Origin of the sequence: Shewanella mangrovisoli, from assembly GCF_019457635.1 — a bacterium.
GTDB lineage: Bacteria > Pseudomonadota > Gammaproteobacteria > Enterobacterales > Shewanellaceae > Shewanella > Shewanella mangrovisoli.
On the sequence record NZ_CP080412.1, the window covers coordinates 1,886,073 to 1,901,972 of the forward strand.

The window sequence follows — 15,900 nt, forward strand, 5'->3', positions numbered from 1 at the left end:
GGACGCTTGCATGAAAAGACAAAAACGAGATCGTTTAGACAGAGCTTTTTCCAAAGGATTCCAGGCTGGTATTGGGGGCCGCTCTAAAGAGCTTTGTCCTTATGCAAATCTTGATTCGCGGTCACAGTGGTTAGGTGGCTGGCGTGAAGGTGTGGATGGCCGAGTTAATGGGCTATTTAATAAATAACGAGTGCTTCTCGTGGATTAAATAGCCCAGAACAGACAGAGTAATGCAGCATAATTGCCCTCAGATGAGGGCATTTTTGTATCGAGTCGTGTAGGGGACAGCTGCGATTAGAAGGTCGAAGTGTCGCTAAATACGCCAACTTTTAAATCGGTCGCGCTATAGATTTGACGACCATCCACTTCAAGGATGGCATCGGCAATACCCATTACTAACTTGCGATGAATAGTACGTTTGATATTTAGCTTGTAGGTCACTTTTTTCGCGCCAGGTAACACTTGCCCGGTAAATTTCACTTCACCTACGCCCAGCGCGCGGCCTTTACCCTCTGCGCCTTCCCAGCCGAGGTAAAAACCCACTAACTGCCACATGGCGTCTAAGCCTAAACAACCTGGCATCACTGGATCGCTGATAAAGTGGCAGCCAAAGAACCATAGGTCTGGATTAATATCGAGTTCAGCTACAATTTCACCTTTGCCAAATTCACCGCCGTTATCGTTAATGGTAATGATCCGGTCGATCATCAACATATTATCGACGGGTAAACGAGGCGAGTTTGGACCAAATAAATTCCCATGGCCACAGGCGATGAGTTCTTCTTTATTGAAACTGTTTGCTTTATTCATTGTTTTACTACTCCAGCAATAAGAGCCGCCAAGATTAGCGAACACGTGTAAGCTAAACAACTCCGATCAGCTAATTAATGGCGAAATAATCCCAGTTTTGCGAGTAACCTCGTCATTAAGCTAATCTCCTCTTCGCCATTTCCTGCCAACTTATCGAGCCGTTCTTGCACTAGGCCGTATAAGGAGTCTTCTGGGAAGTCATTATCTTCATTGGCAACCCCCGCGGGCATCTGCATCAGCAGCTCCACCGCTTCGTCCATATGCTCAATCGCATAGATATGGAATTGTCCTTTGCCTACAGCTGTTATCACTTTTGGGGCAAGGTTAAGTTGTAGAACGTTCGACTTCGGCATAATCACGCCCTGTTCGCCAGTTAAGCCGCGACGCTCACACAGATTAAAGAAGCCTTCAATTTTCTCATTAATGCCGCCAATGGCTTGCACATTGCCGAATTGATCTAAGGCGCCGGTGATCGCGAGTGACTGGATAATCGGTTGCTCGGCAATGGCCGACATCAAACAGCAATACTCGGCGAGCGAAGCACTATCACCATCGATCTCTTGGTAGGACTGCTCGAACACAATGTTGGCATTAAGGTGCAACGGTGCATCGCGACCAAAGATACGATACAAACAGGCGGATAAGATCATCATGCCTTTGGCGTGGATATTGCCACCCAGCTCGGACTTTCTTTCAATGTCCGCCACTTCGCCATCACCATAGTGCACGGTTGCGGTGATCCGCGCGGGTTCGCCATAGCTATGGTCAATCGCATCGATAACCGTCAAGCCATTAATCTGTCCTACCATAGCGCCTTCAGTTGGCAGATTTATGAAATTGTCATCAAAACTTTGCCCCGAAAATTCTTCAGAGCTGTTATGACGGTAGTTGGCTTGCTCGAGTGCGTGTTCAACACTTGCGGCATTGATAGTGGCTTTGCCGCGATAAACCTTAGCCTGAGCCATTAATTGGGCAAAATCGAGCATAGATAAGCTTAAACGGCGTTGATGTTCGGTCAACCTAGCGCTGTGCCTAAACAGCGGCGCAAGGCTTGATTGCTCTAAACCAACTTCAACGCTCTGAGCCACGGCTTGTAACCAACTGGCATATTGCACTTCTTTAAAGCGCGTCAGATCGAGTTCACTCGCCAGCTCTGCCAGCAAACTAAAGTGGCGCTGAAATTGCCAGTCTTCTGAGCGGACTTGGCTGTAAATTAAGCCCGCACCAATAAGAATGATTTTACAATTTAGCGGAATAGGGCTGAGGTGACTGCTTATCTGATAGGATTTTTGCGTCAGAATTTGCATGACCAGATCCCATAGGCCTTCGCGTTTCCACAGTGATTCGGCGCAGATAAACACATAGTGGCACTGGGCGAGTGCACCTGGTTGGTATTTACTGCCATTTGCCGATTGCACCATGCGACCGAGAAGATCGGCACGGCGGATATTGCCGCTCAGGTAACGGTAACTGATATTTTTCTCGGCAATGGCGCCTTGATTATCGAGTGGCGCTTCATATTGCCATTGGAATTGAATGGCTTTTTCTACAGGCCGAGCCGCCACTAAATAAGCACTGGATAAGGGCTCGACGGTTTCCATTAGGGCTTGCATGATGAGTTGTCGGTCGATGCCCGGAAAATCTGCGAGGTAGAGCTGTTGATCGGCAATGGCGTTATGTAACTTAAAGGCATCCAATACACGTTCTTGCCCTAAAAGCAGGGCTTTTAACCCTGTGGCCGATTGCGGCAGGGTAGGAAGGTTAAATTCAGGCGCGAGTGAGGATGATGGTATCAAGAGTGAATTCATATAAGCATTTACCATGAAAAGTTACCGCGATTTTACCATACCAAGACGGCAAGTCTCTTACTGTATAGGTGTTTTTGCGTTGGTTTACTCAGATATTGCTGAAAATTTGTTGGCAATTTGCCTGAAAAAACATCTTGGTGAGCATAAGATGAGCATTTGACACAATATTGAAAAATTGCTGTTTACAAGCACCGATGATGCTTATATTATTTGCGCCATTCGGAGGGGTGGCAGAGTGGTTTAATGCACCGGTCTTGAAAACCGGCGTGGGTTTATAGCCCACCCAGGGTTCAAATCCCTGCTCCTCCGCCATTTTTTACGGAAAAGCCATCAGCGATGATGGTTTTTTTGTTTGTGCAATTTGAATCCGGGTTCCTCATTCTAAGTACAGCTCCTACGCCATATTTCATGGAAAGCAATCGACAATGATGGTTTTTTGTTTATGCAATTTGAACCGGGGCTCTTCATGCTAAGCGCTGCTCCTACGTTATATTCCACGAAAATCCATCAGTGGTAATGGCTATTTTGTTTATCAAATTTGGTCCTAGGGTTCTTTGTCCTAAGCGCAGGGTTTCCGCCATATTTATTAGAAAGGCCGCTAAGTCATTAGCGGCCTTTTTACATTCAAGTCCACACAAGCTTCCTGTTCTGTATTTAATATTGCATCTGAGCAGAGCCAGCTCTACACGCTCAGTTATGCTTGGCTGAAAAAATTCGCATAGGTGCAATCGTACTTCCTTGGTTCATATGGGGGAGCATACGCTTAAGTACTCAGCATTGTCTTAAGTGAACTTATATTTGCCTTGAGGGTTTATATCTAACTTCTAAGCCATTTATGAGTGCAGGTACCTGCATTGCAAATTTATCTTCACATGCCTTTAGCGCGCTTTGATTTGAGTGACTTTTTATCGAGTCTTTATTTCGACTATATAAAGTGGCTACTTTAAGGTGCTGTCGAGTTAAAGAAGTTAATGGGGGGCGAGTGTATTGAGCGCAGCGTGTTTGGCTTGAGTGACCATAAGCGCCACCTTAATTTAGGGATAACACGGCTTTTGATTGAAAATTAGGCGTCATTCGATGATTTTATCGACGGCTGAGTGTCAAATCGCCAATCAATTCAATTAATAATAAATTTAGGTTTACAACCAGAGGGGAGATAGCTATTATCTCGCTCGTTCGGAGGGGTGGCAGAGTGGTTTAATGCACCGGTCTTGAAAACCGGCGTGGGTTTATAGCCCACCCAGGGTTCAAATCCCTGCTCCTCCGCCATATTCTACGGAAAAGCCATCAGCAATGATGGCTTTTTTGTTTTTGCTATTTGAACCTTAGGTTCCTTATTCTCAGCGCCGCGCCTCCGCAATATTCCACAGATAAACCATCAGCAATAATGGCTGTTAGTTAATATCATTTGAATCCCAGAGGTTCTCATGCTAAGTGCTGCTTCTCCGTCAAATGCAATCCAAAGACCGCTAAACAATTCGCGGTCCTTTGTATTTTAGCCTTCCATTCTATGGTGTTTAAAACTTGCGGCGTTGAGCACACACTTGGTTATTTGCCGTGAATACCGAAACCAGCAGTGCGTTAAGTGCAGAATTTAAACTGGGTTAATGAGTCCGTTGTTCCTTTAAATATCATCTAGTTAACAATATTCATTTTATGCTTTGCGAAATGCCATTGTTGGGCTAAATTACCCTGATAACCTATATTCCGGTTGCGGTATTCTGATTTGACTACACAGTGTTAGTCGACATTGGTTAAAGGTGGATAAAAGTTGATATCGATATATTTAGTTGACGACCATGAGCTTGTAAGAACTGGGATCCGCCGCATCTTAGAAGATGAACGTGGGATCAAAGTCGTGGGAGAAGCGCCAGATGGCGAAACCGCGGTACAGTGGGCGAGACAAAATGAAGCCGATGTCATCTTAATGGACATGAATATGCCTGGGATGGGCGGGCTTGAAGCAACGCGTAAGATTTTACGTTATCAGCCCCATGCCAAGATTATTGTGTTAACTGTGCATACTGAAGATCCTTTCCCCAGCAAAGTGATGCAGGCGGGCGCGTCCGGTTATTTAACCAAAGGGGCGACACCTCCCGAAGTACTGCAAGCGATACGTCAGGTTTCCCGTGGACAACGTTATTTATCCCCAGAAATTGCCCAGCAAATGGCATTGAGCCAATTCAACCCTGCCGATGAGAATCCGTTTAAAGCCTTGTCCGAGCGTGAGCTGCAAATAATGTTGATGATCACCAATGGTGAAAAGGTCAATGATATTTCTGAGCAGCTCAACTTAAGCCCCAAAACCGTTAACAGCTACCGTTATCGCTTGTTTGCGAAGCTTGGGATCAGTGGTGATGTGGAGCTGACTCGTTTAGCGATCCGTTATAAAATGCTGGATGCTGGCCATTTCTAATGGCCGCTTGTGTCAATGGTTCTAGCATTAATTAAGTGTTAGCAGTGAGTGTGAAGACGATATATCAAGTTGTGTTGAAGACCGTGAGTCAAAGAGTGGGTGTATAACGATGTCGACAGGTTTTAACGCCCAGAGTTTTTTACGTACAGTCTCATCCTCTGCAGGGGTTTATCGCATGTATGACGTCAAAGGTGACGTCATCTATGTGGGTAAAGCCAAAGATCTTAAGAAGCGCTTATCTTCCTATTTCCGTAAAAACCTTGGGAATGTGAAAACCCAAGCGCTGGTGTCCCATATCCATCATATCGATGTGACGCTGACCCACAGCGAGACCGATGCGCTGCTGCTTGAGAATGACTATATCAAGCAGTACATGCCCAAATACAATGTGTTACTGCGGGACGATAAGTCATACCCTTATATTTTCTTGAGCCAACACGAGCATCCACGCCTCGCATATCATCGCGGGCCGCAGCGGGAGAAGGGCTATTACTTTGGGCCTTATCCTAATGGCGGCGCGGTGCGTGAAAGTTTGCACTTGATGCAAAAGCTGTTTCCTATCCGCCAGTGTGATGATCTCTATTATAAATCCCGCACTCGGCCCTGCCTGCAGTACCAGTTATCCCGTTGCAGCGCGCCTTGCGTCGGTAAGGTCAGTAATGCGGAGTATGACGAGCAGGTTAAACTCGCCAGTCTGTTCTTAAAGGGAAAAGACAAGCAAGTTATCAGTGAGCTCGTGGCTAGGATGGAAGAGGCCGCCGAGCAGCAAGCCTATGAGCAAGCCGCGCGCTTTCGCGATCAAATTATGGCGCTACGCCGCGTAGCCGAGCAGCAAGAAGTCTCGGGCAATACCGGGGATATGGATGTGATCGGTGTGCATTACGCTTCGGGTATTGCCTGTTTTCACTTGCTATTTATCCGCGAAGGTAAGATTTTTGGTAGCCGCAGCTACTATCCAACTGTGCCTGCGCAAACGGATATCGAAGAAGTCTTACGTTCCTTCCTATTACAGTTTTATTTAAATGCCGATATTCAACGCACAATTCCTAAGGAAGTGGTGATAAGCCATCATTTTGAAGAATTGCATGAGTTAGAAGCGGCCGTCTCTGAGGCGCTAAATAAAAAGTTCAGCATCAAAACCAATGTGCGCGCCGACAGGGCAAGCTTTTTGCGCCTTGCGCTGACCAATGCCACCAATGCGGTGATGACGCGTTTGTCCCATAAAAACACCGTTGAACAGCGTTTTGTCTTGCTGGAGGAAATCCTCGAGCTTAATGCTCCAATACAGCGGATGGAGTGTTTCGATATCAGCCATACCATGGGGGAGAGCACGGTAGCCTCCTGCGTGGTGTTTAACCGCGAGGGGCCACACAAAGCCGAATACCGCCGTTACAATATCGAAGGCATTACGCCCGGCGATGATTATGCCGCGATGAAACAAGCCATTAGTCGCCGATTTGATAAAATCGATGCCAGCGGCAAAATTCCTGACATCTTATTTATCGACGGTGGCTTGGGTCAGCTGCGTATCGCCCAGCAAATAGTGGATGAGAAATTCGTCAATTTAGATAAAGCGCCGCAACTTATTGGGGTGGCAAAGGGGGAGAGCCGTAAACCCGGGCTTGAAACCTTAATCTTTGGCGACACTGAAACGAGCTTTTCCCTCGAGGACGACTCGCCAGCGCTGCACCTTATTCAACATATTCGCGATGAGTCTCACCGCTTTGCGATTACTGGCCATCGCAATCGTCGCCAGAAAACCCGTAACACTTCGACGCTCGAGTCGATTCCTGGGATTGGTCCTAAACGGCGCAAGGCGTTATTGCAACATCTTGGTGGTTTGCAGGAAGTGAAGGGCGCGAGTGTGGCCGAGTTAGCGAAAGTACCCGGTATTAGCATAGAAATGGCACAAACCATTCATGATGCATTGCGAGGGTGATAAATTTAAGGCAAGATTGGCGCTGCTTTTGACTAACTGGTTTGATCATGCCGTTTAACTTACCTATAGCATTAACCCTTTTTAGGCTTTTTTTACTGCCCATCTTCGTGGTGCTCTTTTATCTGCCGTACAGTTGGACTCCCTTCGTTGCTGCATTTGTGTTTTGGCTTGCCGCCATTACCGATGCCTTGGATGGCTATGCCGCCCGTAAACTCAAGCAACTCACGCGTTTTGGGGCTTTTCTCGATCCCGTTGCCGATAAACTAATGGTGATCACCGCGCTGGTGTTGCTGGTGGATCAATATGCCGATATTTGGTTAACCTTGCCGGCACTGTTTATGATTGGTCGCGAAATTGTGATTTCAGCCCTGCGTGAATGGATGGCCGAATTAGGTAAGCGCGGGACGGTTGCGGTTTCTTGGATCGGCAAATATAAAACGGCGGCGCAGATGGTGGCGATTATTGGCCTGATCTGGCAATACAACCCACTCATGATCACTGCGGCATTTGTGCTGTTATATATCGCTGCCGTGTTAACCTTCTGGTCAATGATGAGCTACATTTTAGCCGCTTGGAAAGATTTAACGGCTGAATAGCACAATAAAAGATCAAAGAGATTATTTAGTGCGCAAGCAGTAAGTTATCGATAAAACAGCGGTTGACACTGCATCGTAAATAGGTAGAATGCCTCCCCGTAGACGAGAGACGAAGTGAAAACAAAATCTTAACTCTACGAGATGCAACATAAGCTCAGTTGGTAAGGTGGATACGATGCCTTGTTTTTTTGAGTAAGTGTGAAATCGATATGCGACATTAGCTCAGTTGGTAGAGCGATACCTTGCCAAGGTATAGGTCATCGGTTCGAACCCGATATGTCGCTCCAATCTAAATGATTGGAAAGATGGCGCGATGGCAGAATGGCTATGCTGCGGATTGCAAATCCGTCGATCTCGGTTCGACTCCGGGTCGCGCCTCCATATTAAGATATTAATGACACGATTCCCGTCGTTAATATAAAGAGTTTGCCCGAGTGGTGGAATCGGTAGACACAAGGGATTTAAAATCCCTCGCTGGTAACAGCGTGCCAGTTCAAGTCTGGCCTCGGGTACCATTATTATAATGGTGACAGCTCAAAGCGAGCTGAAGCGTTAAACTTCGTTACTTATATTTTTGAAATATAAGTAAAATAACGAAGCAAAGAGTTAACAATATCAATAGCTGTGCTTGCGATATTCAGAGTTTGCCCGAGTGGTGGAATCGGTAGACACAAGGGATTTAAAATCCCTCGCTGGTAACAGCGTGCCAGTTCAAGTCTGGCCTCGGGTACCATTATTCTTAGTGAATAGTAAATAAGCCTCGACATTCGTCGGGGCTTTTTTGCATTTACAGCACTGATTTCTTCGTTTTGTTTTACAACGACTTTTTATCTTCTCATCAGAGCCTCTTGTGCACTGTCTGTCACTTGTCGAACAGGCTCTAGTCTGACCTTGTGATCTTCTTATTTCTGTACTCTAAGCTTGATAGCGTCACATTTTGCAGGGGCTGACTGTGTTTTATCTCCAAAGCTCATTGCCAAAGTAATATTGTTAACCTTGTCCCATAAAAAAGCCCCGTGGTTTTCACGAGGCTCTTTACACATCCACAATATTACTCATTTATCGCTTGTTTTAGCGCTGTCGCCGCCTTAAAGCTTGGCTGGTTAAAGCCTGCGATCTCCATCGTCTCGCCGGTTTGTGGGTTCCGACCCGATTTAGGTAAATGATAACGTAATTCAAAGGTGCCGAATTGCGGCAGGAAGACTTTCTCACCTTCGCTTAAGGCGATATGGATCTGTTGCAGGATTTGTTCGACAACAGGTTTAGTACTGGTCTGGGACTGTTCAAGCGACGTGGCGATACGTTGGATAAGTTGTGCTTTGTTCATTGAAACCTCTGAATTCAGCGAAAGAGCAGGAAAGGGGAGTTATAACAAGCTCGGGATCAGATTGAAAGCCTAGCTTTACCAAAGCTGCTTAACTGCTGCTTTATTGGTTAGTGGTGGTAACTCACCTTTTCTTTGAAACGGAAATACTCCTCATATAAGCAGCGTTAGGGGCTAAGTTGGCCTGTAGTGTTTAGCGTTAAGGTGGACGTGAAACGATAAAGCGTTTTAACACTGATAGTTACGACTGTTCTACCTTTACAGGGTGTAATAAATGGCATTGCTTTCGCTGTGCATAAACAACACTGTGTCTGCTGAGCGCCCTTGCGGGCGCTGTAAGAGTTAGGGTTAAACGTAGGAGTAATAAGGGACTTATCGCGAACTTAAGAAAATAACGTCTCTTCCAATGTGCGTCCTTTCAGCAGCATCTTGTATTGCCAATGCTGCAGCTTAAATAAGGCGAGCAGGGCGGTTTCAAATTCATAATGGCGATTTGCCGTGTCATTCAATTGGATAACAAATACATGGGCTTGTTTTGAGGTGATATTCACTACTCCGGGTATTTGACCTACGGCTTGGATAAGCATTTCACTGTCGCAGTGTTCCATGGTGAGGGTGAGATAATCACTACCGCTGTTGGATGAGCGCATCGAAATCGATTGGCCCAGTTCACCTTTATCTAGATACAGCACTTGGTCACAGAGCTTTTCAAGCTCGTCCAAGTTATGCGAGCTGATCACAAAGGTGGTTGTGGGCGAGAGCGTTCTGACGAGTTCACGGATTTTCTTGGCATTGGCGGGATCGAGTCCTGCGGTAGGCTCGTCGAGTAATACCAGCTTAGGTGAGCCGATTAATGCTTGGGCAATCGCCACACGTTTACTCATCCCATGGCTTAGGCTCGGTGGTTTTTGCTGCGCCACCTCGGCTAAGTCCACTAAATTCAGTACTCGCAGGGCTTCTTGATTTGCCTGCATGCTATCCATCCCTTGTAGACGCGCAAAGAAGCTTAACTGGCTGATAATGGTTAAATTGGGATCGAGCGTTGCATCCTGTGGCAGGGCAGCAATTTGCCCTAATAATGCTGGACTATTGGGCGCTTCTCCCAGAATGCGCACTGTGCCCGCGCTTGGGGTGAGATAACCACAGAACAGGCTAAACAGTGTGGTTTTACCTGCACCGTTAGGGCCTACCAAGGCGATCGGCGCTCCCGCTTCGAGGGTTAAGTTAACGTTATTGAGCGCTTTTTTACTGCCATAGTGTTTGGACAGTCCTTGGCATTGAATGAGGATCATAGTTGACTCCTTTGGATATAAACGCGGCCAAGGAATAAGGCGAATGCGGTTTGTAATAGCGGGATTGGTGCGTAGGCAAAGCTATTGAGTCCATTGGTGTTGACCATGTTCGACAGTTGAGCGCCCGGTAATATCCATTGTAAACCTTCAAATAAGCTGGATTGATTACCCAAAATCAATAGTGCAATTGAGACGACGGTCCACAAGATGGTGGCGAGCACCATAGCCTGTCTTGCCGTGTTGGCATAGAGGGACAATAGGGTCATCACCGCGGTAAAGGGTAAAATCACGATAACCAAGTTGACGCCGACCAAGGCACCAGACGTTAATGCGGGTAATAACAAGCCTATATCGCGAGTAAGTGCCAGTGCTATGGTGGCGAGTATGGTCAATAAGATCAGTAGACCTTGGATCAAGATTTGCCCCAAAAAGCGGCCGAAGAGCAGGCTGTCTTTGCTGGTTCTTAGGGTATAGAAGCGCAATGTGCCGCGGGATTTGTCTGAGGAGAACTGATCGGCGGCAATCAAAATACTGAACATGGGAAACAGATACAGCGCAAAACACCAGAAGATGGCCATTTCTGCCACGGGCCAGTCAAACAGTACATTGAGTGCTTGGTTGCCTAAGAGACCGTCGATCAAATCTTTGATATTGGGCTGCATCAATAGGGTCGAAGCGCCTTGGATGGGGTAGAGCAATAGTATGCCCCACACTAATGCAAAGGCGATCAGGGCGATAATCCCGCGAAGGTTAAATAGAAATTTTCGACATTCAAAGCCAGCGATCAAAAGCATGTTGTTGAATGTACTGGGAGCGTTCGGTGTCATTCGCTGTCTCGTCAGTGAGTGAGCGGACAAACATTCACGTTAGTCATCATTAAGAGCGACCATTCGCGAAAGTCGTCCGCAGCGCGGTTAGGATAAAGAAGCGATAAGCGAGTCTAACTTATCTTTAAGTTCAGCCACTTGCTCTTCAAGCTGCGTGACTCTTGCTTCCAGTTGTTGTCTATCCTGCTCGTTTAACGGGTGTGCATCTGCATTGGTGGCACTGGTGAATGACGCGGCGCTAATTTGCTCAGCACCTTGGGAGAACAGCTCAGTGTAACGGCATTCACGCTTACCCGGCTCCCGTGGCAGTTGGGCTAGCACGGGTTTATCTCGCTCCATCAATTGCTTAATGCAGGCTTCCACTTCGAGCACATCTTTAAAGTCATGCAGCCTGTTGCTGCGGGTACGCAATTCGCCTGGCGTTTGTGGGCCGCGAAGTAGCAGCAAACAGACAATGGCTACCGCCGCGCTGGAAAGTTGTAACTCGCTAAATTCGGTGTTGCAGAATCTGTGCTTATATTTGACGACTCGGCTACCAAAGCCGGATTGCTCGCTGATTAAGCGCTTTTTATTCAACGAATCGAGGGCATCTTGAACCTGCGCCTCACTTAAGTCCAATACGGGATCGCGGCTGGTTTTTTGATTACAGGCGAGGGTTAGGGCATTGAGTGAAAGCGGGTATTGCTCTGGGGTGGTGACTTCTTTTTCAAGTAGGCAACCGATAACTCTGGCTTCGTGTAACGTGAGTTCCATATAAGCTCCAAAGAAAAAAGCATGGCTTTGTTATAACAGAGCCATGCTTAATATCCTAGCGCTTGTCGGTAAACTGAGGTTTAAGGCAAACTATTTGTACAAATAAAGCACGAACATGGGGGCAAGAGAGTGCTAAGTCCCGTATTCGGTTGACTATTCTGCCTGATCAGTCTGCTTCAGTCAGGCGTAAGCCATCATCGTCGATACTTAATTTGCCCGCTTTAAACAGGCCGCCGATGCTCTTCTTGAAGGCTTTTTTACTCATGCCGAGTTGCTCGTAAATCACTTCGGCATCGGTTTTATCGGTCAGCGGTAAGAAGCCACCCGCTTGCTTGAGTTTTACTAAGATAATGTGCGCGTGCTTATCGAGCTCTTGCTTACTACCTTGCTGCAAGACCAGATCGATTTTGCCATCGCGGCGCACTTGTTTGATAAAACCTTTCACTCTTTGACCAAAACGCAGCTTTTGGAACACTTCATTTTGGTAAATCACGCCCCAATGGGCATGGTTAATAATGGCTTTGTAGCCTAAATCTGTGGTGCCACCGATATATAAGTCGACCTGTTGACCCACTTCGTACTGCGCCGGGGTTTTATCGAGGAACTTATCGATTTTTGATGAGGCGACAATACGTTCATCCGCACGGTTAACATGCACGTAGACGAGGTAAGAGCGGCCTTCTTCGATGGGTTTATGCTGCTCGCCAAAGGGCAGCAGTAGATCTTTATCTAATCCCCAGTCTAAAAATGCCCCGTAGGGACCCGTTGCCACGGCTTTTAGATAGGCAAACTCACCGACTTGCGCAAGCGGTTTGCGCGTTGTGGCAATGACAATATCTTCAGAGTCCAGATATAAAAATACCTCTAGCCAGTCACCGACTTGGCAATCTTTTGGGGTGGCTTTGTTGGGCAGTAACACTTGGCCAAATTCGTGGGCATTTAAATACACACCGAAGCTTACTTGTTTTACCACCTCAAGTTTGCAGGTTTTTCCTATCTGTACCATGTAGCTCTCTATCTATAGATGTCATTCGGCGGTGATTATAACCGCTTTATCCGTAAACGGCAGCTTCCAGTTCGGCTTTTAGGTTTGCACTTTAGGATTAATGGCTTAATAGCCGTTAAAAATCATGCCGACGCTGAGATTGTTAGCCATTTATTCTGCAAGCCTATTAAAAAATATTGAACGTATTAAAAGTAAGATTATTATCCAAGCTATTAATTTATAAGAATTAATCATGCATTAGGCAGTCATCCCTGTTAATGGGGTGTTTGTTATATTTTAATGAAAAATATTAAATGAGATTCTTGCTTGCATTCTGTGACATTGCGCGGTTTAATTGCGCCGTTTAACGACTTCGCTCGTTACAGACATGACAAATATTACGTGAGTTGTAATGGTTTTATGGTTCACAGGTCATTAACCGTGTAACGTACAATTTATAATGGTTACATGGGGTTAAGAGGAATTGTTTAGCTAATGCACAAGCATCCATTTTTTGCTCTTTGCCTAAAAGCATCACAATGTCAGCGCTCAATCGTTGTGCCCTATGACGATACCAGCCTTAAACATCTCACGTTAATCCGTATCAATTCTGGCCGCGAAGAAGCCAACAGTCCCCTGTTACAATAATCTTGCCTGTTATTAGGTGCGCTCGGTCTTGCCTAGCCGCTTAATATGTAATGTTGTTCCTTTAGTGTTACCTGTTGTTGTAGACATGCTTAAAACCCCTTGTTAGTGAATTTTGGGTCTTGAGCTGTGATGCGACGCCTAACGTTAGGGTTTTGGGTGTTTTTTAACCTCAAAGCGCGCTAAGGTTAATGCCATTGGTGAGAAACCTTGGCGATAAAGGGTGATATGAACGCAATCTCCTACCATCGCCAAAGTAATAAGAATCTGGGGTCTACCCCGGCTGCGTTAAGGAAAAACGCATCAATGTCACCTAAGCTGGGTTGATTTTGCTGCATTAAATAGGGTGAGTTCATCCTAATTGTATGTCAGGTAAATATATGTTTTACCTGGGTTTGTCGAACGGGCGGTCGTGCAAGAATGCAGTGGCCGTTTAACCCATTTTTTTATAGACGGGCTAAATAAAAATGAATGATTGGTCTATTGATGCTGCTCGTGCTGGGTACAACGTTACCCACTGGAGCCAAGGGTTTTATGGGATCAGCGACCAAGGTGAGGTGACAGTGTCGCCGGATCCTAAGAATCCTGATCACAAGATTGGCTTAAATGAGCTAGCAAAAGACATGGTTAAAGCAGGGGTCGCTTTACCTGTATTAGTTCGTTTCCCGCAAATTCTGCACCACAGAGTGAACAGTTTGTGCCAAGCATTCGACCAAGCGATACAAAAATATGAGTATCAGGCGGATTATTTGCTGGTTTACCCCATTAAAGTAAACCAACAAAAAACTGTTGTAGAAGAGATCCTTGCGAGCCAAGCATCAAAAGAAGTTCCACAATTAGGCCTAGAAGCCGGCAGTAAGCCAGAATTAATGGCCGTGTTGGCCATGGCGCAAAAAGCCAGTTCAGTGATCGTTTGTAACGGTTACAAAGATAACGAATACATTCGTTTAGCCTTAATTGGTGAAAAGTTAGGCCATAAGGTCTACATCGTTTTAGAAAAACTGTCTGAGCTGAAGATGGTGTTGGCCGAGTCTAAGCGTTTAGGGGTGAAACCTCGCTTAGGTCTACGTGCTCGCCTTGCATTCCAAGGTAAAGGCAAGTGGCAAGCCAGCGGCGGTGAAAAATCGAAATTCGGTTTATCAGCAGCGCAAATTCTTACCGTGGTTGATCAGTTAAAACAAGAGGATATGTTAGATTCTCTGCAGTTACTGCATTTCCACTTAGGTTCGCAAATCGCCAACATCCGCGATATTCGTCAAGGTGTGAGCGAAGCGGCGCGTTTCTACTGTGAATTACGTGAGTTAGGCGCCAGCATTAACTGCTTCGACGTCGGCGGTGGTTTAGCGGTGGATTACGACGGCACCCGTAGCCAAAGTAACAACTCAATGAACTATGGCTTAAGCGAATACGCGAACAACATCGTCAACGTGCTTACCGATATCTGTAATGAATACGAGCAACCTATGCCACGTATTATTTCAGAATCTGGCCGTCACTTAACGGCGCACCATGCTGTGTTGATCACCGATGTGATTGGTACTGAAGCTTATCAAGTCGAAGAAATTCAGCCGCCTGCGGAAGAGTCGCCACAGCTGCTGCATAACATGTGGCAATCTTGGACCGAGATCAGCGGCCGCGCCGATCAACGTGCTTTGATTGAGATTTACCACGATAGCCAAAGTGACCTGCAAGAAGCGCAATCGCTGTTTGCTTTAGGTCAATTAAGTTTGGCAGAACGTGCGTGGGCTGAGCAGGCTAACCTGCGTGTATGTCACGAAGTGCAAGGTTTGTTAAGCACCAAAAACCGTTACCACAGACCGATTATCGATGAGTTAAACGAAAAGTTAGCCGATAAGTTCTTCGTTAACTTCTCATTATTCCAATCGTTACCGGATGCTTGGGGTATCGATCAGGTGTTCCCTGTGCTGCCACTGTCAGGTTTAGACAAGGCGCCAGAGCGCCGCGCCGTGATGCTGGACATCACCTGTGACTCTGACGGTATTGTTGACCAATACGTAGACGGTCAAGGGATTGAAACCACGCTGCCAGTGCCAGCTTGGAGCGCTGAAAGTCCTTATCTGATGGGCTTCTTTATGGTTGGCGCCTATCAAGAGATCTTAGGTGATATGCACAACCTGTTTGGTGATACCAACTCTGCGGTGGTGAGCATCGAAGAAAACGGTATGACCAACATTGAGTCGGTTCTTGCCGGTGATACGGTTGCTGACGTACTGCGTTATGTTAACTTAGATGCCGTTGACTTTATGCGTACTTACGAAGAGTTAGTGAATCAGCACATTGCCGAAGAAGAACGCGCCCAGATTTTAGAAGAACTGCAAGTGGGCCTAAAAGGTTACACTTATTTAGAAGATTTTTCTTAATATTGAGTGTGTTAAAAAAGTCAGCCTAGGGACACTTAGGCTGACTTTTTGTTTTTATGGCCCGTTGTTTTTGGCTAGCGAGTTGTAAAGGTGAGTGCGTTGCAAGGCTGTCACCTTGTAAAAG

13 protein-coding genes and 6 tRNA genes are annotated in these 15,900 nt (G+C 46.3%); 12 read left to right on the forward strand and 7 right to left on the reverse strand.

Going from position 1 to position 15,900, the window contains the following annotated elements:
• Positions 1-10: 10 nt before the first annotated feature.
• On the forward strand, positions 11-187 hold the full coding sequence (rmf, locus tag K0H60_RS08365) for a ribosome modulation factor (protein ID WP_011071969.1): 177 nt from the start codon (positions 11-13) through the stop codon (positions 185-187).
• 107 nt (positions 188-294) lie between these two features.
• Here the strand turns inward: rmf and fabA are convergent, their stop codons facing one another.
• Both fabA and K0H60_RS08375 read right to left on the reverse strand, forming a co-directional pair.
• Positions 295-810 (reverse strand): bifunctional 3-hydroxydecanoyl-ACP dehydratase/trans-2-decenoyl-ACP isomerase, encoded by a 516-nt coding sequence (fabA, locus tag K0H60_RS08370; protein WP_011625892.1) that lies wholly within the window; start codon positions 808-810, stop codon positions 295-297.
• Between the two features lie 74 nt (positions 811-884).
• A complete protein-coding gene (locus K0H60_RS08375; RefSeq protein WP_220057849.1) occupies positions 885-2,618 on the reverse strand; it encodes an AAA family ATPase in 1,734 nt (577 codons plus the stop codon).
• A gap of 221 nt (positions 2,619-2,839) precedes the next feature.
• Between K0H60_RS08375 and K0H60_RS08380 the strand changes: the two genes are divergently transcribed.
• From K0H60_RS08380 to K0H60_RS08420, 9 genes are all read left to right on the forward strand, one after another.
• A tRNA-Ser gene (locus tag K0H60_RS08380) sits at positions 2,840-2,930 on the forward strand.
• Positions 2,931-3,796: 866 nt separating this feature from the next.
• Positions 3,797-3,887: transfer RNA gene (locus tag K0H60_RS08385), tRNA-Ser, on the forward strand.
• A gap of 502 nt (positions 3,888-4,389) precedes the next feature.
• Positions 4,390-5,034, forward strand: a complete 645-nt coding sequence (uvrY, locus tag K0H60_RS08390) for a UvrY/SirA/GacA family response regulator transcription factor (RefSeq protein ID WP_011622328.1) — start codon at positions 4,390-4,392, stop codon at positions 5,032-5,034.
• A gap of 109 nt (positions 5,035-5,143) precedes the next feature.
• Positions 5,144-6,973, forward strand: a complete 1,830-nt coding sequence (uvrC, locus tag K0H60_RS08395) for an excinuclease ABC subunit UvrC (RefSeq protein WP_088211424.1) — start codon at positions 5,144-5,146, stop codon at positions 6,971-6,973.
• A 47-nt stretch (positions 6,974-7,020) separates the two neighbouring features.
• The gene (pgsA, locus tag K0H60_RS08400; protein WP_088211423.1) at positions 7,021-7,569 is read left to right on the forward strand and encodes a CDP-diacylglycerol--glycerol-3-phosphate 3-phosphatidyltransferase; all 549 of its coding nucleotides are present in this window, start codon (positions 7,021-7,023) and stop codon (positions 7,567-7,569) included.
• Positions 7,570-7,780: 211 nt separating this feature from the next.
• Positions 7,781-7,856: transfer RNA gene (locus tag K0H60_RS08405), tRNA-Gly, on the forward strand.
• Between the two features lie 20 nt (positions 7,857-7,876).
• Positions 7,877-7,950: transfer RNA gene (locus K0H60_RS08410), tRNA-Cys, on the forward strand.
• A gap of 47 nt (positions 7,951-7,997) precedes the next feature.
• Positions 7,998-8,084 (forward strand) — tRNA-Leu (locus tag K0H60_RS08415).
• Positions 8,085-8,215: 131 nt separating this feature from the next.
• Positions 8,216-8,302, forward strand: a tRNA-Leu gene (locus K0H60_RS08420).
• 318 nt (positions 8,303-8,620) lie between these two features.
• On the opposite strand, the gene K0H60_RS08425 is transcribed toward K0H60_RS08420, so the two are convergent.
• The 5 genes from K0H60_RS08425 to K0H60_RS08445 all read right to left on the reverse strand — a co-directional run bounded on the left by K0H60_RS08425 (position 8,621) and on the right by K0H60_RS08445 (position 12,771).
• Positions 8,621-8,896 carry an HU family DNA-binding protein gene (locus tag K0H60_RS08425; protein WP_220057850.1) on the reverse strand — a complete coding sequence of 92 codons (276 nt, stop codon included), beginning with the start codon at positions 8,894-8,896 and terminating at the stop codon, positions 8,621-8,623.
• 380 nt (positions 8,897-9,276) lie between these two features.
• Positions 9,277-10,185, reverse strand: a complete 909-nt coding sequence (locus K0H60_RS08430; protein ID WP_220057851.1) for an ABC transporter ATP-binding protein — start codon at positions 10,183-10,185, stop codon at positions 9,277-9,279.
• On the reverse strand, positions 10,182-11,012 hold the full coding sequence (locus tag K0H60_RS08435; protein ID WP_220057852.1) for an ABC transporter permease subunit: 831 nt from the start codon (positions 11,010-11,012) through the stop codon (positions 10,182-10,184). The genes K0H60_RS08430 and K0H60_RS08435 overlap by 4 nt, the downstream gene beginning before the upstream one ends.
• A gap of 87 nt (positions 11,013-11,099) precedes the next feature.
• Positions 11,100-11,765, reverse strand: a complete 666-nt coding sequence (locus K0H60_RS08440; RefSeq protein ID WP_220057853.1) for a YceH family protein — start codon at positions 11,763-11,765, stop codon at positions 11,100-11,102.
• 166 nt (positions 11,766-11,931) lie between these two features.
• Positions 11,932-12,771 (reverse strand): CvfB family protein, encoded by an 840-nt coding sequence (locus K0H60_RS08445; protein WP_023265812.1) that lies wholly within the window; start codon positions 12,769-12,771, stop codon positions 11,932-11,934.
• 474 nt (positions 12,772-13,245) lie between these two features.
• Here K0H60_RS08445 and K0H60_RS08450 point away from each other — a divergent pair, with 474 nt between their 5' ends.
• Together K0H60_RS08450 and speA are read left to right on the forward strand one after the other, a co-directional pair.
• The gene (locus K0H60_RS08450) at positions 13,246-13,398 is read left to right on the forward strand and encodes a hypothetical protein (RefSeq protein WP_011071981.1); all 153 of its coding nucleotides are present in this window, start codon (positions 13,246-13,248) and stop codon (positions 13,396-13,398) included.
• Between the two features lie 464 nt (positions 13,399-13,862).
• Positions 13,863-15,776 carry a biosynthetic arginine decarboxylase gene (gene speA / locus K0H60_RS08455; protein WP_011716660.1) on the forward strand — a complete coding sequence of 638 codons (1,914 nt, stop codon included), beginning with the start codon at positions 13,863-13,865 and terminating at the stop codon, positions 15,774-15,776.
• The last annotated feature ends 124 nt before the right edge of the window (positions 15,777-15,900 follow it).